The following is an 18784-nucleotide window of genomic DNA, read 5'->3' as shown; positions in this document are numbered from 1 at the left end:
ACCGCCCGTGGCGGTGCCGTGGACCTACCGCGCGATGCCATCGGCCGCCGCATGCGAAAGGGCCACGCCTTCACAGGCGCGCTTGACGATGCCCAGGCGCATATCGAACTCGGGCAGCACCCAGCGGCGGAAGGCCGCGGCCGCGCGCGCCCTGCCGGCGTCGCCGGTGCCGCCGCTGGCCTCGATGCGCGCCCAGGCCCAGGCCATCATCGTGAGCATCACCACCCGCAGGTAGTCGTCGGCCACCTCGTACGGCAGCACCGGGTTCGCATGCGCGGACATGGCGATGGTCGTGCCCAGGTAGCGCAGCTGGGCGAGCCGGCGCTGCACGTCGGCATCGGCCTCGCGGGAGGCATCGAGCGTGTCGCGCAGTTCGAGCAGCACGGCCGACATGGCCGCGCCGCCATCGGGCAGCACCTTGCGCACCAGCAGGTCGATGGCCTGGATCTCGTTGGTGCCCTCGTAGATCATCGTCACGCGCGCATCGCGCACCACCTGCTCGATGCCCCATTCGCGCACATAGCCGTGGCCGCCGAACACCTGCAGGCACTCGCTCGCGCCGTGAAAAGCCTGGTGCGTGCAGGCGGCCTTGAGCACCGGCGTGACCAGCGAGCACCAGCGCTGCGCGCGCTCGCGGGCCTTGGGGTCGGCGTCGTGCGCGGCCACGTCGAGCATCAGCGCGCTGCGGTAGGCGAGGGTGCGCGCGCCGTCGATCCAGGCGCGCTGCGTGTCGAGGATGCGGCGGATGGCGGGATGCTCGGCAATCAGGTCGGCCGGCTCGTTGCCGCGGCTGGCGGGCACGGCGCCGGGCGCGCGCATCTGGCGGCGCTCGGCCGCATAGGCGTCGGCCTTCTGCCAGGCGGCGTCGAGCAGGCCGATGCCTTGCAGCGCCACGTGCAGGCGCGCCGAATTCATCATCACGAACATCGCGGCCAGGCCACGGCCGGCCTCGCCGACCAGCCAGCCGGTGGCCTCGTCGAAGCGCATCGAGCACGTGGGGCTGCCGTGCAGGCCCATCTTTTCCTCGATGCGCTCGCAGTGCACTGCGTTGCGCGCGCCATCGGGCAGCAGCTTGGGCACGAGCACCAGCGACAGGCCCTTGGGCCCTGCGGGCGCATCGGGCAGGCGGCACAGCACCAGGTGCACGATGTTCGGCGTCAGGTCGTGCTCGCCGCCCGAGATGAAGATCTTGCTGCCGCTCACCCGGAAGCTTCCGTCGGCCTGCGGCACGGCGCGCGTGCGCACCTGGCCGAGGTCGCTGCCTGCATGCGCTTCGGTCAGGCACATGGTCGCGAGCCATTCGCCGGTCGCGATCTTCTGCAGATAGCGGCTCTTGAGTTCGTCGCTGCCGTGGTGCTTGAGGCAGGCGTAGGCGCCGTGCAGCAAACCCGGCGCCATGGTGAGTCCGTGGTTCGCGGCGCTGAGCCATTCGTAGAGCACGGCTTCGAGCACCGAGGGCAGGCCCTGGCCGCCGTCTTCCGTCGCGGCCGAGAGCGCGGGCCAGCCGCCATCGACGAAGGCCTGGTAGGCCGCGCGAAACCCCGGCGGCGAGACGACTTCGCCATTGTCGAAACGGCAGCCGACCTCGTCGCCCTGGCGGTTGATCGGCGCCACCACCTCGCCGACGAAGCGCGCCGCTTCTTCGAGCACCTGCGACTGCAGCGCCTCATCGACCTCCGCGAAAGGCGCGAGCGCCTGCAGGCGCGCGGGCGCGCCGAGCACGGTGTTCAGGAGGAAGCGAACATCGTCGGGGCGGGGCTGGTAATCCATCGGAGGCTCGGGTTCGGAATCAGGAGGCCTTGCACACGAAACTGCTCGCGCGCTCGGTGTCGCCGCCGGTGTAGACGGCGACTTGCGGATAGGGGCACAGCGGCCGCGTGCGTTGCGCCGACCAGCCGGCCGGCACTTCGGCGTTCGGCACCGGAGTGCCGGCGCCGCGCGCGGCAGCGGCGACCGATGCAGGCGCCTTGCCCTGCTCGACCCAATCGACCAGCGCGCTCAGCATGTCAAACTGGTCCGTGGCCGGGCCGCCCGCGCAGTGGTTCATGCCGGGTACCGGGAAGTAGCGTGCGAACGAAGAGGCATCGCCGCCGTTCGCGGCCTGCACGCGCTCGTACCAGGCGGCGGTGTCGTCGGACGAGAACACCGGGTCGCTGGTGCCGTGGTAGACGATCATGCGGCCGCCCTTGTCGCGCAGCGCGGCCAGGTCGGCGGCGGCTGGCGGCGTCATGAACGACAGCGCCGACTCGCGGAACACGCCGTCGGTGGCGGCAATGCGCGGTGCATCGCGGTCCATGTCGAAGCCCAGCGCGAAGGGCATGCCCTGCGGCCTGTCGGCCAGTGGCGGGGTGCTGAAGATGAAGGCCACCGCACCTGCGTCGCGTGTGGCGGGGCTCGCGAACTTCCACTCGCGCCAGTTGGCGCCGCTCACACCCGCATCGAACGGGAAGCTGCTGTAGATGGGCTGGCCCGCGCTGTTGCGTGCGCCCTTGAATACGTTGGCGAGCGCATTCTTCTGCGGTGCGCTCAGGCACATGCCGTCGCGCGTGCCCGGCGTGCAGGTGGGCACCGCGACCTGGATGTCGAACTTCATGCGGCACGCCTGCACGTTCGAGACGATGCCGTCGGCCAGGCCGTCCAGCGCATCGCAACGCTCGAGCACCTTGTCGGCCACCAGCTTCATCTCGACCGGCGTGAAGGCGCTCTGCAGGTCGGGCTGGCCGTCCGGCGTCTTCGTGCTGGCCACGGCCGCGTACTGCTGCGCGCCGTAGAGCTGCGCGACCGCCGCCTTCGGCAGGTTGAAGCCGGGGTCGCCCGCGAGGACGCCGTCGTACTGCTGCGCCGAGCGCACCGCGGCCACCATCGCATGCCGCCCGCCGTTGGAGCAGCCGCCGATGTAGGCGCGGTCGGGCCCGCGGCCGTAGGCCTTGGCGATCAGGTTCTTGGCCATCGGCGTGAGCTGCGCGACGGCGTTGTAGCCGTAGTCCAGCCGCGCTTGCGGGTCGAGCCCGAAGCGCGGGCCCATCGCGCCCGGGTGGCCGGCGTCGGAACTGATGACGGCAAAGCCCATCTGCAGCGCGCTGCTGCGCGGACCGCCGCCGCCGATGCCGCCGAGGGCCGGAACGACCGCGCCGTCGAGCCCGCCGTTGGCCTGATAGAAGAAGCGGCCGTTCCATGCAACGGGCAGCCGCATCTCGAAGCCGATGGCATAGCGCTGCTGGTCGACGGGGCTGGTGCGTTCGTTCATGCGGCCCTGCACCAGGCAATGCGCGGGCGCGGCCATGGCGGCATTGCCGACCGTAACGGTGCCCGCGGGCACCTCGGTGACGGCGGTGTAGACGGTGCCCGGCAGCGCGGCGCGGACGGCCAGGTCGGCGCAGGCCTGCAGCGTGCCCGGACGCGCGGCGCCCAGCGGTGCATGCGGCGCATTCGGTGTAGGGGCACGACCGGCGCACGCCGCGAGCAGGCCGGCGGCGCCGAGCGCGGCCGCGCGCAGGCCGAGGTGAAGGTGAGGCTGTCGGGTCATGTCGTCTCCTTGCCGCGGATGTCGCGGCGCTCTTGTCTTCAGGCGGTCTTGCGCGCCGCACCGAGGTAGGTGTCGATCACGCGCGAGTCCACCGCCAGCTTCTTCGCCTCGCCTTCGAGGCTCACGCTACCCATTTCGAGCACATAGCCGTGGTCGGCCACCTCGAGCGCGGCGCGCGCGTTCTGCTCCACCAGCAGGATGGTCACGCCGGTGGCGCGCAATGCATCGACGGTGCGGAAGATCTCCTGCACCACCAGCGGCGCGAGGCCGAGGCTGGGCTCGTCGAGCATCAGCAGCGTGGGGCGCGACATCAGCGCGCGGCCCACCGCCAGCATCTGCCGTTCGCCGCCCGACAGCGTGCCGGCCAGCTGCGCCCGGCGCTCCTTCAGGCGCGGAAACAGCGTGTAGACCTCGTCGATGCGGTCGCGCCATTGCTTGTTGCGCAGGCGCACCTGGCGGAATGCGCCGAGCACGAGGTTGTCTTCGACCGGCATGGTGCCGAAGAGCTCGCGCTTCTCGGGCACCAGCGCAATGCCGAGCATCACGCGTTCCTCGAGCGACAGCGCCGAGATCGGCTGGCCCTTGAACTCGATGACGCCCTTGGCTGGCAGCACGCCCATCAGCGCATTGAGCAGGGTGGATTTGCCGGCGCCGTTCGGGCCGATCACGGTGACCACGCTGCCCTGGCCGGCCTCCAGGTCGATGCCGTGCAGCACTTCGGCGCGGCCGTAGCCGGCGTGCAGGTCGCGGATGCGGAGCAAGGGGGGTGTCGTCATGTCAATGCTCCGTGCCCAAGTACGCGGCGCGCACCTTGTCGCTGGCCTGCACCTCGGCGGGCGTGCCCTCCATCAGGTGCGTGCCGAATTCCATCACCACGATGTGGTCGCAGATGTCCATCACCAGGCCCATGTCGTGTTCGACCAGAAGAATGCTCATGCCTTCGCCGCGCAGCTGCCGCAGCACCTGGCCCAGCGCTTCCTTTTCCTTGTGGCGCAGGCCCGCCGCGGGTTCGTCGAGCAGCAGCAGGGCGGGGTCGGCGCACAGCGCGCGCGCAATTTCGAGCAGGCGCTGCTGGCCCATCGCGAGGTTGCCCGCGATCTCGTGCAGGTGCTCGCCCATGCCCACGCGCTGCAGCTGGCGCTCGGCCTCGCGGAACAGCGCGCGTTCCTCGGCGCGGTCGATGCGCAGCATGGCTGCAATGGCGCCCTTGCGGCCGCGCAGGTGCGCGCCCAGCGCGACGTTCTCCAGCACCGTCATGTCGGCCACCATCTTCACGTGCTGGAAGGTGCGCGACATGCCGCGCTGCGCGATCTGCCGCGCGCCCAGACCGCCGATGGCTTCGCCCCGGAAGCGCACCGCGCCGCCCGAGAGGCCGAGCACGCCGGTCACGAGGTTGAAGGTGGTCGACTTGCCCGCGCCGTTCGGCCCGATCAGGCCGACGATCTGGCCGGCGCGCGTCTGGAAGCTGATGTCGTTCACCGCCACCAGCCCGCCGAAGGTCTTGCGGATGGCCTGCACGTCGAGCACCACCTCGCCGGCGGCCGGCTTGGCGCGCGCGGGCAGGTCCTTGGCACCTTGCCAGTCGACGCTGCGGCGCGGCCGCGGCAGGCGGCGATCGACGAAGGCCCAGAGCCCCTCGGGCAGGTACTTGAGCACCAGCACGATCATGATCCCGAACACGATCAGCTCGTAGCTGCCGGCCGTGCCGATGAGCCTGGGCAGCAGCACCTGCAGCTGGTCTTCCAGCAGCTTGACGACGCCCGCGCCGGCAATGGCGCCCCACACATGGGCCGCGCCGCCGAGCACCGCCATGAAGAGGTACTCGATGCCCATCTTCAGGCCGAAGGGCGAGGGGTTCACCGTGCGCTGGAAGTGCGCGAACAGCCAGCCCGAGATCGAGGCGAGCATGGCCGCGAGCACGAAGATGCCGATCTTGAAGCGCAGGGTGTTCACGCCCATGGCCTCGGCCATTTGCGAGCCGCCCGCGAGCGAACGGATGGCGCGGCCGCTGCGCGAATCGAGCAGCCGGATCACCGCGAGCGCCGCAAGAACCGCAAAGGCCCACACCACGCCGTAGAACAGCCGCTGCTGGCCGAACTCGAAGCCGAACAGCGACAGGCCCTTCACGCCCAGGATGCCGTCGTACTTGCCCAGCGCATCGAGGTTGCCCATGAGGTAGTAGAGCGACAGCGCCCACGCGATGGTGGCCAGCGGCAGGTAGTGGCCCGACATGCGCAGCGTGATCGCGCCGATGATCGCGGCGCTCAGGCCGGTGAGCGCCAGGCCGACGAACAGCGTGACCCAGGGCGACAGCCCGGTGTTCACCGTGAGGTAGGCGGTGGTGTACGCCCCGATGCCCACGAACGCCGCCTGTCCGAAGGAAGTGAGGCCGCCCACGCCGGTGAGCAGCACCAGGCCCAGCACCGGCAGCGTGTAGATGCCGATGTAGTTGAGCTGGATGATCCAGAAGTCGGGCAGCGGCAGGAACGGCAGCGCGATCAGCACCAGGACCAGCGCGAGCGGGCCCCAGGTGCGCAGCAGGCTCTTGTCGGGCGCTTGGGTCGAAGCAGGGTTCAGTAGCGCTTCCATGTCAGTGGTCCAGGGCGCATTGGTTCGCCGGTTGCTTGTGTTCTTGTCGTTGCTGTTCAGGGCGGGTGCGAAGAACACCGGGTACTCCCCTCCGCGAATGTCCCCCGCCTTCGGCTCCTCCTTGATTTCGCTGCGTGGAGCACCCGGTGCTCTTCGCACTGCGGCACGCCGCCGGTGATCGAGCGATCGACCACCGCGGCTTGCAACGCTCGCGCCGATGGGGTGCCTTGCGCAGCGAAATCAAGGAGGAGCCCGAAGGGCGGGGGACGTTCGCGGAGCAAGGTGCCCCGTCGGTGCGAGTGCGCCCTGGATGACCCGGAGAGCGATCGGCAGGAGAACCGGTGTTCATCAATGCTCCTCGTCCGAATGCCCGCTGCGCAGCGACCGCCACAGCAGCACCGGCAGGATGATGGTGAACACGATCACTTCCTTGAAGGAGCTCGCCCAGAACGAACCGAAGGCCTCGATCACGCCCACGGCCAGTGCGCCGAGCAGCGCGCCCGGGTAGCTGGCGAGTCCGCCGATCACGGCTGCCACGAAACCCTTCAGGCCGATGAGAAAACCCGAGTCGTAGAACACGGTGGTGGTCGGGCCGATCAGCAGCCCCGAGAGCGCACCGATCAGCGCCGCCATCGCGAACGTGAGCTGCCCCGCGGCCTGCGTGGAGATGCCCATGAGCCGCGCGCCCAGCCGGTTCACGGCCGTTGCGCGCAGCGCCTTGCCGTACAGGCTGCGCTCGAAGAAGAGGTAGAGCAGCACGATCAGCGCGGCCGATACGCCGAAGATGATCAGCGCCTGCCCGCTCACGTTGAGCGGCCCGAGCGCCATGCGTTCGTCCCAGAACGGCGGGTTGCGAAAGCCCTCCGCGCCGAAGAACAGCAGGCCCAGCCCGGTCATCGCGAAGTGCACGCCGACCGAGACGATCAGCAGCACCAGCGAGCTCGCGCCCGCCAGCGACTGGTAGGCCACGCGGTACACCAGCGGCCCGAAGGCCGTGACGATGAACACCGTGAGCAGCGCCTGCACGCCGATCGGCAGGTTGCGCGGCCCGGCCCAGGCCGAGACCGCGCAGATGACCGCCGGCGCCGCGAACGTGCGCAGGGCTGCCTTCAGGCCGCTCGCCGCGCTGCCGCTGTGGCGCCAGACGGTCGCCAGGTCCATCAGCGCGGCAACGCCGGCCAGGATGAGCAGCAGCCACACCGTGCCCGGCGTCTTGCCGGTCTGGAAGATCGCCAGCGTCAGCGCGCCGTACGCCACGAATTCGCCCTGCGGGATGAAGATGACGCGGGTCACCGTGAAGACGAGCACGATGCCCATGCCCAGCAGGGCATAGATCGCGCCATTGGTGAGTCCGTCCAGCGTCAGGATGCTGGCGATTGAAAGGTCCATGGCGTGGTGCAGCTGCGACTGGAGATTACTGCTCGACCTTGAACGCGCCGTTCACCACCTTGAGCATCACGCCGGTCTCGGTCGTGTAGCCCCAGTGGTCCTGCGCCGTCCAGTTGAGCACCCCGTGCGCGATCACCGTGCGGCCCATGGATTCGAGCGCATCGCGCAGCGCGGCGCGGAACTCCGGCGTTCCGGGCTTGGCCTTCTTGAGCGCGACCGGCACGGCCTTCTCGAGCACCGTGAGCGCGTCGGCCGAGTGGCCGGCGAACTGGTTGCGCGAACCCGGGCCGTAGACCTTCTCGTAGCCCTGCACGAAGGCCACGGCCGCCGCCTTCGACGGATGGCTGTCGGGCAGCTGCTCGGCCACGGTGGCGGGGCCCGACACCACGAAGGTACCCTCGGCGTCCTTGCCGGCGGTGCGCATCAGGTCCTGCGTGGCGGCGGCGTGCGTCTGGTAGACCTTGCCCTTGAAGCCGCGCTCCATCACCGCCTTCTGCGGCATGCCGGCGCCGCTGCCCGAGGCCACGATCAGGATCGCATCGGGGTTGGCCGAGGTGAGCTTGAGCACCTGGCCGGTCACGCTGGTGTCGGAGCGCGCGAAGCGCTCGGTCGCGACGATCTTGATGCCGTTCTTGGCGGCTTCGTTTGTCAGGGCCTTGAGCCACAGCTCGCCGTAGGCGTCGGTGTAGCCGAGGAAGCCGACCGTCTTGACGTTCTGCTTCTTCATGTGCGCGACCAGGGCGAAGGCCATCACGTCGTTGGACTGGGGCAGGCGGAAGAACCACTTGTCCTTGCCGGGCGGCAGGCCCGCGGGCGAGGTCGCGATCTGCGGCGTGCCGGATTCGGCGGTCACGTCGGCCATGGGAATGGCGACCGGCGTGGCGCTGGAGCCGATGATGACGTCGGCCTTGTCTTCGGTGACCAGGCGCTGCGCATCCTTCACGCCGGTGGTTGGGTCGGTGGCGTCGTCGAGCACCACCACCTTGAGCGTTTCGCCCGCGATGGTCTTGGGCCAGATGGCGATGCCGTTCTTCACCGGAATGCCCAGGCCCGAGGCCGGGCCGGTGAGCGGCTGCACCACGCCGATGGTGATGTCGGCATGGGCGATGCCGACGATGAGCGCCAGCACGGCGGCGAGGGTGGTTTTCTTGAAGGTCATCGATGTCTCCTGGTACGTTATGAAGCGAAGCGGGAACGCGGAAAGGCGGAGTGGCTCAGCGCGGTGCCATGCGCAGCGCGCCGTCCAGGCGAATGACTTCGCCGTTGAGGTGGCCGTTGGTGACGATATGGCAGGCCAGCTCTGCAAACTCCGAGGGCTTTCCCAGGCGTGGCGGGAACGGGATCGAGGCGGCCAGCGAGTGCTGCACGGCCTCGGGCAGCTCCAGCAGCAGCGGCGTGGCGAAGAGGCCGGGCGCGACGGTGCACACGCGGATGGCGTGCTGCGCGAGGTCGCGCGCCATCGGCAGCGTCATGCCGACGAGGCCGCCCTTCGAGGCGCTGTAGGCCTGCTGGCCCACCTGGCCGTCGAAGGCGGCGACCGAGGCGGTGAAGAGCATCACGCCCTTCTCGCCGTTGTCGAGCGCTTCGAGCTTGGCGCAGCGCGCGGCGAAGAGGCGCGCCATGTTGTAGCCGCCGATGAGGTTGATGTTGACCACGCGCACGAAGTCTTCGAGCGGCGCCGGGTTGCCGTCCTTGCCCACGATGCGCTTGGCGCTGCCGATGCCGGCCACGTTCATCAGAATGCGCGCGGGGCCATGGGCTGCGGCGGCCTTGTCGAGCGCCGCGTTCACGCTGTCGGTGTCGGTGATGTCGCAGGTGCACGCGACGCCGCCGATTTCCGCGGCGACCTTTTCTGCGAGCTCGGCGTTGCGGTCCAGCACGGCGACCTTGGCGCCCAGGCGGGCGAGTTCGCGCGCGGTGGCTTCGCCCAGGCCCGATGCGCCGCCGGTGACGAGGGCGGCTTGTCCTTCGATCTTCATGGTGTGTTGTCTCCTGGAATGTCTAGCGGGGCACGAGGGTGAAAGGCAGCGTGCCGTCGTGCATCGCATCGGCCAGCGCGGCGCGGTGCTTGAGCACGGCGCGCTGGTTGATCGAGCCCTTGTCGGTCACTTCGCCCTTGTCGATGGAGGGCGGCTCGGCCATCAGGTGCAGCCGTGCGATGCGGTTGGCGCTGCCGGTGCCCATGGCGGCCAGGTCGTTGGCCACCTGCTGGAAGTGCGCCTGCACCGGCGCGCTTTCGAGCACCTGCTGCATCGTGGCGTCTGCGGGGAGGCCGGCAAGCTGCCGCACCTTCTGCGTCGGGAAAATCAGCGCGCCGACTTCCTTCAGGTTGATGCCGGTCAGCACCGCGTCCTGCACATACGGCGCGCCGGCCGCGATGATCTTCGCGCGCAGCGGGCCCACGCTCACGAAGGTGCCGGTGGCGAGCTTGAAGTCTTCGGCAATGCGGCCGTCGAAGCGCAGGCCGCGGTGGATGTTCTCGTCGTCGATCCATTTCACCGCATCGCCGGTCGAGAAGAAGCCCTCTTCGTCGAAGGCCTCGGCCGTGGCGTCGGGGGCGCGCCAGTAGCCGGGCGTGATGTTGGGGCCGCGGTAGCGCACCTCGGTCTTGCCGTCGACCTCGATCAGCTTGAGCTCGATGCCGGCCGCCGGGAGGCCGACGTCGCCGGACTTCACTTCGGGGCCAGTGACGTAGAGCGCGAACGGGCCCGACTCGGTCATGCCGAGGCCCGTGCCCATCACGATGCGCTCGCCGACCTCGGCCTCCTGCGTCTTGTGCAGGCTGTCCCAGATCGGCTGCGAGAGCGCCGCGCCCGAGTAGAAGAACATCTTCACGCGCGACAGCAGGTTGCGGCGCAGCACCGCATCGCTCTCCATCGCGTTGGCGATCGCTTCGAAGCCGGTCGGCACATTGAAGTAGATGGTGGGCGCGATCTCGCGCAGGTTGCGCAGCGTCTCGGCCATGCCCGTGGGCGTGGGCTTGCCGTCGTCGATGTAGAGCGTGCCGCCGTTGTCCAGCACGATGCCCACGTTGTGGTTGCCGCCGAAGGTGTGGTTCCAGGGGAGCCAGTCGACGAGCACCGGCGGCTCGTCGCCCAGCGCGGGGATCGACTGGCGCAGCTGCTGCTGGTTGGCGCACCACATGCGGTGTGTGTTGATCACCGCCTTGGGCATCTTGGTCGAGCCCGAGGTGAAGAGGAACTTGGTGATGGTGTCGGGGCCGGTCGCGCGCATCGCGGCGTCGATGGCGGGCGTGGCGGGCGTGGAAGCGAGCACGTCGAAACGGGTGGTGGCGCGGCCCGGAATATGGCCGCTGGCGAGCACGACCTCGGTGCCGGCCGGCACGGCGGCTTCGATGGCGCGGCCGTAGCGTTCCGCATCGGCGGCGAACACGAGGCCCGGCGTGAGCGTGTCCAGCACGTGGCGCAGCTTCTCGAAGTCCTGGCTCACGAGCGAGTAGGGCGGCGAGACGGGGCAGTAGGGCACGCCGGCATAGAGGCAGCCCAGGGCGAGCAGCGCATGCTCGATGCCGTTCTCGCTGAGGATCGCGACCGGACGCTCCGGGCTCAGGCCGCGGTCGAGCAATGCCTGTCCGATGCCGCGCGCTTCCTCCAGTGCCTGCGCATAGCTCACGCGCAGCCAGTCGCCGGTGCTGCCGTCGGCCAACCGCTCGCGGCGGGCGATGAAGGTGCGTTCGGGCGCGTGTTCGGCCCAGTGTGCGAGGCGGTCCGTCATGCGCTCGCGGTAGGCCTCGAGCTGCGTCTCGGCCTGCAGGTAGCGGATGCCTGGCGCGCCGTCGCGCAGCACCGCGCGGGTCACGCCGAAGGCGAGCGGGCGGTATCGGACGGAGGTCATTTGGAAGTCTCCCCCATGCTGCGCCACTGCGTGGCTTCGCATACCCCCTCCCAAGGGAGGGGGCGAGCGCCTTCGGGCGGCCGTGCGGCGCTCATCCCTTGCTCACCTTGGCGCCGCGGCCTTCGAGGAAATCGCGCACGCGCGCCTTCGCCTCGGGCGCGGCCTGCACGATGCCGGACATCAGCGCCTCGGTGAAGAAGCCGTGGTCGGCCGATTGCTCGGCGATGCGCGGCAGCGCGTGCATGAGCGCGTAGTTGGTGAGCGGCGCGTTGGTGGCGATGCGCTTGGCAAGCTCCAGGGCCTTGTCGAAGGCCGCGCCCTCGTCGACCAGGTACTGCGCGAAGTTGGCGCGCTCGCCGTCTTCTGCGTTGTAGACGCGGCCGGTCATCATCATGTCGGTCATGCGGGCCACGCCGATCAGCTTGGGAATGCGCACCGAGCCGCCGCCGCCCACGAAGATGCCGCGCGACCCTTCGGGCAGCGCATAGAAGGTGGAGCGGTCGGCCACGCGGATGTGGCAGGCGCTCGCCAGCTCGAGACCGCCGCCGACCACCGCGCCGTGCAGCGCCGCGACCACCGGCACCGGGCCGTGCTGGATGAGGTCGAGCGCGGCATGCCACAGGCGCGAGTGCTGCATGCCCTGGCCGGCATCGCGCTCTTTCAGTTCGCTCAGGTCGAGGCCGGCACAGAAGTGCGGGCCCTCGCCATCGAGCACCGCGGCGCGTACGCTGGAGGGCAGTTTCTCGAAGGTGTCGCGCAACGCGAGGATCAAGCCGTCCGACAGCGCATTGCGTTTGGCGCCGCGCGCGAGGCGGACGATGGCAACGTCGTCGCGAATGTCGAGTTGGAGGTCAGGATTGGTCATGATGTGTTTTGGGGTTGCGTTCGATTATGGTTATGAGAAATAATCAATTCAAGGCATTTGAGAGCCCGGAATCCTAGGGACTTACCCGTACTGGAGACAAAGACATGGACCACAAGAACCTGATTGCCATCGACATCCACACCCACGCCGAAGTGAGTTGCTGGAACCCGTTCGACAACTACGGCGAGGAGTACGACCGCGCCGCCGACAAGTACTTCGGCTCGAGCGGCCGCCCGACCATCGCCGAGAGCGTGGCCTATTACCGTGAAAGAAAGATCGGGCTGGTGATGTTCATGGTCGATGCCGAATCGAACATGGGCCGCCGCCGCATCCCGAACGAGGAAATCGCCGAGCACGCGAAAAACAACAGCGACATGATGATTGCCTTCGGCAGCGTCGATCCGCACAAGGGAAAGATGGGCGCGCGCGAGGCGCGCCGGCTCATCGAGGAGCACGGCGTGAAGGGCTTCAAGTTCCATCCGACGGTGCAGGGCTACCACCCCTACGACAGGATGGCCTGGCCGATCTACGAGGTGATCGCCGAGTACGGCCTGCCGGCCATCTTCCACACCGGCCACAGCGGCATCGGCTCGGGCATGCGCTGCGGCGGGGGCCTCAGGCTGGAGTACAGCAACCCGATGCACCTCGACGACGTCGCCATCGACTTTCCCGACATGCAGATCGTCATGGCACACCCCAGCTTCCCCTGGCAGGACGAGGCGCTGAGCGTGGCCACGCACAAGCCCAATGTGTGGATCGACCTGTCGGGCTGGAGCCCGAAGTACTTTCCGAAGCAGCTGGTGCAGTACGCGAACACGCTGCTCAAGGACCGCATCCTGTTCGGCAGCGACTACCCGCTGATCACGCCCGACCGCTGGATGAAGGACTTCGAGGCGGCGGGGTTCAAGCCGGAGGTGATGCCCGGCATCCTGAAGGGCAACGCGGTCAGGCTGCTGAAGCTGGAAGGCTGACGAAGGGAAGAAGGGAGGCGCGCTACGAGTCCGCCTCTTCCTTCTCGTCGATCCGGTCCCAGTCGCGCCCCGAGCGCCGCTGCCGCTCCTCGCGCTCGCGCGCCATCTGTTCCTCGAACTGCTGGCGGCCTTCCTTGTTGGCCGCGATCAGTTTGGCGCGGTCCTTGTAGTGCGGGTAGATCTCGTCGCTCAACTTGATATTCCGCGTGCGGAACCGCATGGTCGATTCGCGCGCCTCGTGCGCCGGCCATCCCAGCGCCTCGAGCGTGGAGCGGGCGCTGCGCAGCGACGACTCGAACACCTCGCGTTCGATGTCCTTCACGCCGCGGTCGCGCAGCTGGAAAAGATGGGTCACGTTGCGGGCCCGCGCGATGATGCGGGCCTGCGGGAAGTTCTCGGTCACGAGGTCGACGATCTCGAGCGACTGTTCGATGTCGTCCACCGCCACCACGATGGCCTTTGCCGATCCGGCGCCCGCGGTGCGCAGCAGATCGAGCCGCGTCGCGTCGCCGTAGAACACGCGAAAGCCGAACTGGCGCAGGCCCTCGACGGTGTCGGCATCGTGGTCCAGCACCGTCACGCGCAGGCCCTGCGACATCAGCATGCGGCCGACGATCTGGCCGTAGCGGCCGAATCCGCAGATCAGCACTTTCGCATCTTGCTGCTCGGAAATTTCTTCCAGCTGCGGGCCCCCGGAACGGCTGTAGCGCGGCAGCACGAACTTGTCGAGCAGCACCAGCAGCAGCGGCGACAGCAGCATCGACAGCGCCACCGCACCGATCAGCAGCGACGTGATCTCCGGCGGCAGCACGTCCGGCCCCGCGGCCTGGAACACCACGAACGCGAATTCGCCGCCCTGCGCGAGCAGCAGCGTGAACACAGGCCGCTCCTGGTAGGCCAGCCCCATCGCCTTGGCGAGTGCGTAGATCACGACCAGCTTGATGACCATGAAGCCGACCACCAGCGCGGCCATGAGCCAGGGGCTCGCGATCAGCACGCCGAAGTTGATCGACATGCCCACGGCGATGAAGAACAGGCCGAGCAAAAGGCCCTTGAAGGGCTCGATGTCGGTTTCGAGTTCGCGCCGGTATTCGCTTTCCGCGAGCAGCACGCCGGCGAGGAAGGCGCCCAGCGCCATCGACAGGCCGACCACCTGCATCAGCGCCGCGATGGCCACCACCAGCAGCAGCGCGGCGGCGGTGAAGATCTCGGGCGTGTTGCTGCGGGCGATCCAGCGCAGGATGGGGCGCAGCAAGAGGCGGCCGCCGAGGATGATCCCGGCGATCACGCCGACGATCTTCAACGCTTCCAGCGCGCGGTCCAGGCCGCTGAGCGATTGCTCGGCGGCGGTGGCGCCCGCCAGGAGCGGCAGCAGCGCGAGGATCGGAATGGCCGCCACGTCCTGGAACAGCAGGATCGAGAAGCCGGCCTGGCCGCTCGGCGTCTTGAGCAGGTTGCGCTCGCCGAACACCTGCAGCGCGATCGCCGTGGACGAGAGCGCCAGCCCCAGCGCTGCGACCAGCGAGACGCGCCATTCGGCGCCGACCGCGCAGCCCGCGGCGAAGAGCACCGCGGCGCAGCTCAGCACCTGCGCCGCGCCCCAGCCGAAGATCGGCCGGCGCAGGTTCCACAGGCGCTTGGGTTCGAGCTCCAGGCCCACGAGGAACAGCATCAGCACCACGCCGAACTCGGCGAAATGCAGCACGTCCTCCACGCTGGAGACGAGGCCCAGCCCCCACGGGCCGATGGCGATGCCGGCCACGAGGTAGCCGATGATCGAGCCGAGCCCGAGGAATTTCGACAGCGGCACCACCAGCACGGCGGCGCCCAGATAGATGAGGCTGCTGGTCAGCCAGGCAGGTGCGTGTTCCATGCTCAGGCCGTGCCTTCGTGGTTGCTGTTGCTTTCGTTGGCAGCGGACATGGAGGCGAGGCCGCTGGTCATCGCGGCATGGAAGGTGCTGGCCACCACCTTGCCCATGTCGTCGGATTCGGCCGGACGGTCGGCTTCGGGCACGGGGCAGGCCACGCAGGCATCGATCTCCTCGATCTCGGACCAGTCGGGATAACTGCCCAGCCGCTGGGCGTAGGTGTCGACATGCGCCGTCACCTCTGCTTCGTCGGCGCTGCGCGCCCCGTAGAAGACGAGCGGCGGCAGAAAGCGCATGCCGCAGAGCGCGGCGGTTTGCTCGTAGGGCGGCAGGAAGGCGTCGAAGAAATAGCGGTGGTAGCTCTGGGGGTGGTAGCTGGGCTCCGGGCTGCCGGTGGTGGCGACCAGCCAGAAGTCCTTGCCCTGCAAAGCCGTGCCGCCGGGGCCGTAGGCCCAGCCGTAGGTGAGCACGTCGTCGAGCCAGAGCTTCTGCAGCGCCGGCATCGAATACCACTGAATCGGGTGCACCAGCACGACCAGGCGGGCCTTCGCGAGCCGGGCCTGCTCGGTCTCGACGTCGATGGCGAAGTCGGGATAGCTGCCGTAGAGGTCGCAGACCTCCACCCCTGGCACGGCGCGTGCGGCGGCGAGCATGCGGCGGTTGACGCGCGAGTCGCGCCAGTGCGGATGGGCTGCGATCACATAGATGCCGCCACTGTCGTCGGTGGGATTTCCCGGGGATGTTGTTGTCGTCATGCCGCGAACATATCGCAGTCCAGCGCCCTGCGGCACTCGAAATCGACCAGCCACTACCATGGAGGCCGTCCAATCTCCGGAGGAGAACTTCATGCCCGTGGTTCTGGTTGCCAACCCCAAGGGTGGCGTTGGCAAGTCGACGATCGCGACCAACATCGCGGGTTACTTTGCGAGCCGCGGCCATGCCGTGATGCTGGGCGACGTGGATCGCCAGCAGTCCTCGCGGCTCTGGCTGGGCCTGCGCCCGCCTATGGCCCGGCCGATCTCCACCTGGGAAGCCTCCGGCGACAGCACCGTGGTGCGCCCTCCGCGCGGCACCACGCACGCGGTGCTCGACACGCCCGCCGGCCTGCATGGCTGGCGCTTCAAGGAGGTGCTGGCGCTGGCCGACCGGGTGATCGTGCCGCTGCAGCCGAGCATCTTCGACATCTACGCCACGCGCGATTTCCTCGACCGGCTGCTGGAGCAGCGCAAGGCCGACAAGACGAAGATCGGCCTAGTGGGCATGCGCGTGAACGCGCGCACCCTGGCGGCCGACCGGCTGCACGAATTCATCGCGGGGCTCGGCGTGCCGGTGCTGGGTGAACTGCGCGACACGCAGAACTACGTGCAGCTTGCGGCGCGCGGGCTCACGCTGTTCGACATCGCGCCGGGCCGCGTGCAGCGCGATCTCGACCAGTGGCAGCCCATTTGCGAATGGCTCGACGCCTGAGGGCTTCCCCCCGGTTTTCCCTGATCCCGGTTGTCGCGATGCCGACAGCCGCGCCGGCACCCCCGGCACCAGAATGCCCCGCATGACCAAAAAGACATTCCAGACCCTTCAGGATCTCTGCGCCTGCGTCGGCCAGGAAGTCGCCGTGAGCGACTGGATCACCGTCACGCAGGAGCAGGTCAACCAGTTCGCCGAGGCGACGGGCGACCACCAGTGGATCCATGTCGATGTCGAGCGGGCCAAGGCCGGCCCCTTCGGCGGACCGATTGCGCATGGCTTCCTGACCTTGTCGCTGCTGCCGAAATTCTTCGAGGCGGCGATCGATGTGGTCGAGTCGCGCATGGGCGTGAACTACGGCATGAACCGGGTGCGCTTCATGTCGCCGGTGCCGGTGGGCAAGCGGCTGCGCGCGCGCATGAAGCTGCTGAGCTCGGAGCCGATTGCCGACGATGGCTTCCAGATGACCTGGGAAACCACCATCGAGCTCGAAGGCGCCGCCAAGCCGGCGTGCGTGGCCGAGTCGGTGGCGCGCCGCTACCGCTGAGGCAGCGGCTTTCTCTTCTTACATCCGGCGGTCGGTCACTTCGCCGTAGGTGGCGGCGCCCTGGCGCGTGATGCTCAATGCGCTTTGGCGCACGGTGCCCCGGTCGGTGCTGCCGTCCCGTGCCTGAAGCGCGCCCGTGCCGCCGTTGCTGATTTTCATCGGCTGGCGCGCGTCGGCCTGCACCTGCGCACGCGACAGCGTCGACTGGAACGGTGCGGGCGGCAGCGGGTTCTGTTCGCCCTGGAAGGCCTGGGCGGCGGTGCTGAGGGCGAGCGTGGCGAAGGTCGCGATGGCAATCGACTTGGCATTCATGATGGAACTCCTTGGGGCAAGACGTTGAGGGACTCGATGCCGGTCCGGCTGCATGGATTGCATTCGAGCCGGCATGTCTTTCAATACGCCGCGCGCGGCCGACCGGATGCGCTCTTGCCGCCGGCAGGGGGTGCTACTTTGTTTCTTTGTGTGAGCCGGTCGGGCCGTCAGCCGAAGCCGTTCTGCCGCCAGGCCTCGAACACCGTCACCGCCACCGCATTCGAGAGATTCAGGCTGCGCTGCCCTTCGCGCATCGGCAGCCGCAGGCGCTGGGGCTCGGCGAAGCCATCGCGCACCGCGGGCGGCAGGCCGCTGGTCTCGGAGCCGAACACCAGCCAGTCGCCCGGCTGGAAGCGCACGTCGTGCACGGCGCGCGTGCCGCGGGTGGTAAGGGCGAACATCCGGTCGGCGGCGGGGCTTTCCGCATCGACCAGCGCCTGCCAGTCGGCATGGCGCTTCACCTCGGCGTACTCGTGATAGTCGAGCCCGGCGCGGCGCAACAGGCGGTCGTCCATCGAAAAGCCGAGCGGCTCGACCAGGTGCAGCGTGCAGCCGGTGTTGGCCGCGAGCCGGATCACGTTGCCGGTGTTCGGCGGAATTTCGGGGTGGACCAGGACGATATGGAACATGCGCCGATTGTCGGCGGGCTTGCGCCGGGGTCAGCGCGGCGGGTCGGTGCGGGCCAGAACGACCGCGGTGATGTGTTCGGCGCCGGCCAGCCGGAGCGTTTCGGCTGCCGCGAACAGCGAGGCGCCGCTGGTCATCACGTCGTCGACCAGCACGATGCGCTTTCCCCGCACCTTGTCCGCCCGCAGCGGCTCCACGGCGAAGGCCCCGCGCAGGTTGCGCAGGCGCTCGGCGCGCGCGAGGCCGCTTTGCGCCGGAGTCTCGCGGGTGCGCAGCAGCAGTCTTGCGTCGGTCTTGGCCGGCGCCATGCGGCGCGCGAGTTCGAGCGACTGGTTGAAGCCGCGCTCGCGCAGCCGCTCGGGCGCGAGCGGCATGGGCAGCACGATGTCGCATTGCTCCAGTGCCGGCTCCACCCAGGGCGCGCTGCGCAGCAGCGTGGCGAGCGGGGTGGCCCAGCCGGCATCGCCGCGAAACTTGAACCGGGCGATGGCATCGGGCCAGGGCCATGCATAGGTGCAGGCCGCAAGGCAGGCGTCCAGCGGCGGCGGGTGCAGCACGCAGTCGCCGCACCGGGCCACGCCTTCGGGCACCGGCAGGGCGCAGCCGCCGCAGCGGGCGGTCGGCGGAGCGAATCGCGCAACGCAAGGGTCGCACACCGGCTGCGAGGGCCAGGCGCGGCAGACCTCGCACTGGCTGGGCAGCCGTGCGAGGCCTGCAAGAAGTGAGGTGAAAGGCCTCAGGGGACGGTGGCTGAGCATGGGCTCAATAT

17 protein-coding genes are annotated in these 18784 nt (G+C 69.0%); 3 read left to right on the top strand and 14 right to left on the bottom strand.

The window, feature by feature from the left end; genetic code table 11:
- Positions 1-24: 24 nt before the first annotated feature.
- The 9 genes from M2282_RS22410 to M2282_RS22370 form a co-directional block, all read right to left on the bottom strand.
- Entirely contained in the window at positions 25-1770 is a 1746-nt protein-coding gene (locus M2282_RS22410; protein ID WP_280810968.1) for an acyl-CoA dehydrogenase family protein, read from the bottom strand.
- 19 nt (positions 1771-1789) lie between these two features.
- The gene (locus tag M2282_RS22405) at positions 1790-3526 is read right to left on the bottom strand and encodes a tannase/feruloyl esterase family alpha/beta hydrolase (protein ID WP_280810967.1); all 1737 of its coding nucleotides are present in this window, start codon (positions 3524-3526) and stop codon (positions 1790-1792) included.
- Between the two features lie 38 nt (positions 3527-3564).
- Positions 3565-4302: an ABC transporter ATP-binding protein gene (locus M2282_RS22400; protein WP_280810966.1), complete on the bottom strand. Its 738-nt coding sequence runs from the start codon at positions 4300-4302 to the stop codon at positions 3565-3567.
- A 1-nt stretch (position 4303) separates the two neighbouring features.
- Positions 4304-6115 carry a branched-chain amino acid ABC transporter ATP-binding protein/permease gene (locus M2282_RS22395; protein ID WP_280810965.1) on the bottom strand — a complete coding sequence of 604 codons (1812 nt, stop codon included), beginning with the start codon at positions 6113-6115 and terminating at the stop codon, positions 4304-4306.
- Positions 6116-6463: 348 nt separating this feature from the next.
- Positions 6464-7504, bottom strand: coding sequence for a branched-chain amino acid ABC transporter permease (locus M2282_RS22390; RefSeq protein WP_280810964.1), 1041 nt, complete (start codon positions 7502-7504; stop codon positions 6464-6466).
- Between the two features lie 25 nt (positions 7505-7529).
- Positions 7530-8663 carry an ABC transporter substrate-binding protein gene (locus tag M2282_RS22385; RefSeq protein ID WP_280810963.1) on the bottom strand — a complete coding sequence of 378 codons (1134 nt, stop codon included), beginning with the start codon at positions 8661-8663 and terminating at the stop codon, positions 7530-7532.
- A 55-nt stretch (positions 8664-8718) separates the two neighbouring features.
- Positions 8719-9483: an SDR family NAD(P)-dependent oxidoreductase gene (locus M2282_RS22380; RefSeq protein WP_280810962.1), complete on the bottom strand. Its 765-nt coding sequence runs from the start codon at positions 9481-9483 to the stop codon at positions 8719-8721.
- A 22-nt stretch (positions 9484-9505) separates the two neighbouring features.
- Complete coding sequence (locus M2282_RS22375; RefSeq protein WP_280810961.1) at positions 9506-11359, bottom strand: feruloyl-CoA synthase; 1854 nt, start codon at positions 11357-11359, stop codon at positions 9506-9508.
- Between the two features lie 91 nt (positions 11360-11450).
- Positions 11451-12224, bottom strand: coding sequence for a crotonase/enoyl-CoA hydratase family protein (locus M2282_RS22370; RefSeq protein WP_280810960.1), 774 nt, complete (start codon positions 12222-12224; stop codon positions 11451-11453).
- A 104-nt stretch (positions 12225-12328) separates the two neighbouring features.
- Between M2282_RS22370 and M2282_RS22365 the strand changes: the two genes are divergently transcribed.
- Positions 12329-13195: an amidohydrolase family protein gene (locus M2282_RS22365; protein WP_280810959.1), complete on the top strand. Its 867-nt coding sequence runs from the start codon at positions 12329-12331 to the stop codon at positions 13193-13195.
- 22 nt (positions 13196-13217) lie between these two features.
- On the opposite strand, the gene kefC is transcribed toward M2282_RS22365, so the two are convergent.
- Positions 13218-15068 carry a glutathione-regulated potassium-efflux system protein KefC gene (kefC, locus tag M2282_RS22360; RefSeq protein ID WP_280810958.1) on the bottom strand — a complete coding sequence of 617 codons (1851 nt, stop codon included), beginning with the start codon at positions 15066-15068 and terminating at the stop codon, positions 13218-13220.
- Positions 15069-15070: 2 nt separating this feature from the next.
- Positions 15071-15820 carry an NAD(P)H-dependent oxidoreductase gene (locus M2282_RS22355; protein WP_280810957.1) on the bottom strand — a complete coding sequence of 250 codons (750 nt, stop codon included), beginning with the start codon at positions 15818-15820 and terminating at the stop codon, positions 15071-15073.
- Positions 15821-15911: 91 nt separating this feature from the next.
- Here M2282_RS22355 and M2282_RS22350 point away from each other — a divergent pair, with 91 nt between their 5' ends.
- Both M2282_RS22350 and M2282_RS22345 read left to right on the top strand, forming a co-directional pair.
- Positions 15912-16532, top strand: coding sequence for a ParA family protein (locus M2282_RS22350; RefSeq protein ID WP_280810956.1), 621 nt, complete (start codon positions 15912-15914; stop codon positions 16530-16532).
- A 73-nt stretch (positions 16533-16605) separates the two neighbouring features.
- Positions 16606-17076 carry a MaoC family dehydratase gene (locus tag M2282_RS22345; RefSeq protein WP_280810955.1) on the top strand — a complete coding sequence of 157 codons (471 nt, stop codon included), beginning with the start codon at positions 16606-16608 and terminating at the stop codon, positions 17074-17076.
- 18 nt (positions 17077-17094) lie between these two features.
- Here the strand turns inward: M2282_RS22345 and M2282_RS22340 are convergent, their stop codons facing one another.
- The 3 genes from M2282_RS22340 to M2282_RS22330 form a co-directional block, all read right to left on the bottom strand.
- Positions 17095-17388: a DUF4148 domain-containing protein gene (locus tag M2282_RS22340; RefSeq protein WP_280810954.1), complete on the bottom strand. Its 294-nt coding sequence runs from the start codon at positions 17386-17388 to the stop codon at positions 17095-17097.
- Positions 17389-17555: 167 nt separating this feature from the next.
- Positions 17556-18017 carry a tRNA (uridine(34)/cytosine(34)/5-carboxymethylaminomethyluridine(34)-2'-O)-methyltransferase TrmL gene (gene trmL, locus M2282_RS22335; RefSeq protein ID WP_280810953.1) on the bottom strand — a complete coding sequence of 154 codons (462 nt, stop codon included), beginning with the start codon at positions 18015-18017 and terminating at the stop codon, positions 17556-17558.
- Positions 18018-18047: 30 nt separating this feature from the next.
- Positions 18048-18773 (bottom strand): ComF family protein, encoded by a 726-nt coding sequence (locus M2282_RS22330; protein WP_280810952.1) that lies wholly within the window; start codon positions 18771-18773, stop codon positions 18048-18050.
- Positions 18774-18784: the final 11 nt, after the last annotated feature.

This window comes from Variovorax boronicumulans, assembly GCF_029892485.1.
In the GTDB taxonomy this organism is placed as follows: Bacteria; Pseudomonadota; Gammaproteobacteria; order Burkholderiales; family Burkholderiaceae_C; genus Variovorax; species Variovorax boronicumulans_B.
Note: the sequence above shows the minus strand (reverse complement) of the source record. Positions and strands in the feature narration are given on the sequence as shown.

What these genes read in the sequence shown, in the direction of transcription:
- M2282_RS22400 (WP_280810966.1), bottom strand. Translation starts at nt 4,302, where the DNA reads ATGACGACACCCCCCTTGCTCCGCATCCGCGACCTGCACGCCGGCTAC.
- trmL (WP_280810953.1), bottom strand. Translation starts at nt 18,017, where the DNA reads ATGTTCCATATCGTCCTGGTCCACCCCGAAATTCCGCCGAACACCGGC.
- M2282_RS22350 (WP_280810956.1), top strand. Translation starts at nt 15,912, where the DNA reads ATGCCCGTGGTTCTGGTTGCCAACCCCAAGGGTGGCGTTGGCAAGTCG.
- M2282_RS22375 (WP_280810961.1), bottom strand. Translation starts at nt 11,359, where the DNA reads ATGACCTCCGTCCGATACCGCCCGCTCGCCTTCGGCGTGACCCGCGCG.
- M2282_RS22405 (WP_280810967.1), bottom strand. Translation starts at nt 3,526, where the DNA reads ATGACCCGACAGCCTCACCTTCACCTCGGCCTGCGCGCGGCCGCGCTC.
- M2282_RS22370 (WP_280810960.1), bottom strand. Translation starts at nt 12,224, where the DNA reads ATGACCAATCCTGACCTCCAACTCGACATTCGCGACGACGTTGCCATC.
- M2282_RS22390 (WP_280810964.1), bottom strand. Translation starts at nt 7,504, where the DNA reads ATGGACCTTTCAATCGCCAGCATCCTGACGCTGGACGGACTCACCAAT.
- M2282_RS22380 (WP_280810962.1), bottom strand. Translation starts at nt 9,483, where the DNA reads ATGAAGATCGAAGGACAAGCCGCCCTCGTCACCGGCGGCGCATCGGGC.
- M2282_RS22340 (WP_280810954.1), bottom strand. Translation starts at nt 17,388, where the DNA reads ATGAATGCCAAGTCGATTGCCATCGCGACCTTCGCCACGCTCGCCCTC.
- M2282_RS22385 (WP_280810963.1), bottom strand. Translation starts at nt 8,663, where the DNA reads ATGACCTTCAAGAAAACCACCCTCGCCGCCGTGCTGGCGCTCATCGTC.
- M2282_RS22410 (WP_280810968.1), bottom strand. Translation starts at nt 1,770, where the DNA reads ATGGATTACCAGCCCCGCCCCGACGATGTTCGCTTCCTCCTGAACACC.
- M2282_RS22355 (WP_280810957.1), bottom strand. Translation starts at nt 15,820, where the DNA reads ATGACGACAACAACATCCCCGGGAAATCCCACCGACGACAGTGGCGGC.
- kefC (WP_280810958.1), bottom strand. Translation starts at nt 15,068, where the DNA reads ATGGAACACGCACCTGCCTGGCTGACCAGCAGCCTCATCTATCTGGGC.
- M2282_RS22345 (WP_280810955.1), top strand. Translation starts at nt 16,606, where the DNA reads ATGCCCCGCATGACCAAAAAGACATTCCAGACCCTTCAGGATCTCTGC.
- M2282_RS22395 (WP_280810965.1), bottom strand. Translation starts at nt 6,115, where the DNA reads ATGGAAGCGCTACTGAACCCTGCTTCGACCCAAGCGCCCGACAAGAGC.
- M2282_RS22330 (WP_280810952.1), bottom strand. Translation starts at nt 18,773, where the DNA reads ATGCTCAGCCACCGTCCCCTGAGGCCTTTCACCTCACTTCTTGCAGGC.
- M2282_RS22365 (WP_280810959.1), top strand. Translation starts at nt 12,329, where the DNA reads ATGGACCACAAGAACCTGATTGCCATCGACATCCACACCCACGCCGAA.